Annotated in this window: 1 protein-coding gene; it reads left to right on the top strand. The window is 71.9% G+C overall.

All coding sequences use genetic code 11. The features are described 5' to 3' along the window. On the top strand, nucleotides 1-480 hold a 480-nt coding region (locus APM_RS12355), incomplete at its 5' end, for an RMD1 family protein (RefSeq protein WP_007423715.1). Nucleotides 481-533: the final 53 nt, after the last annotated feature.

Consider the following 533-nt stretch of genomic DNA (forward strand, 5'->3'; position numbering starts at 1 on the left):
GTGCTGCCGCACTGCGCGATCGAGCACCTGCAACTGATCGCCGACGTGCTGGCGAAGAGCCTGGTGCTGGCGCGTTACGAAACGGTGATGGCCGGGATGTTCGACCGGATCGAGCCGCTCGCCGCGGAGCTGCGGGCGCGGGGCCGGGTGAACGCGCGCGGGCGGGTATTGCTGCGGCAGATCGGCGTCGTCCTCGGCATCCAGCACCGCATGGTCGGCCGCGCCGAGACGGCGGAAAAGCCCGAACTGCTCTGGGACCATCCCGAACTCGAGCGCCTGCACCTGCATCTCGCCGAGGAATACGAGCTCCGCGAGCGCGACCGCGCGCTCGACCGCAAGCTCGATCTCGCCGGCCGGACGGTGGAGACCCTGCTCGGCCTCGTCCAGGCGCGCAGCAGCCTGCGGGTCGAGTGGTACATCGTCGCGCTGATCCTCGCCGAACTCGGCCTCGCCCTCTACGCGCTGCCGCCGCTGCGCTGAGGCCGCGCCGCGGCGCGGGCGAGGATGGCGGTCACCTCGCCGTCCTCGAGCTG

The organism is Acidiphilium sp. PM (assembly GCF_000219295.1).
Taxonomy (GTDB): Bacteria; Pseudomonadota; Alphaproteobacteria; order Acetobacterales; family Acetobacteraceae; genus Acidiphilium; species Acidiphilium multivorum.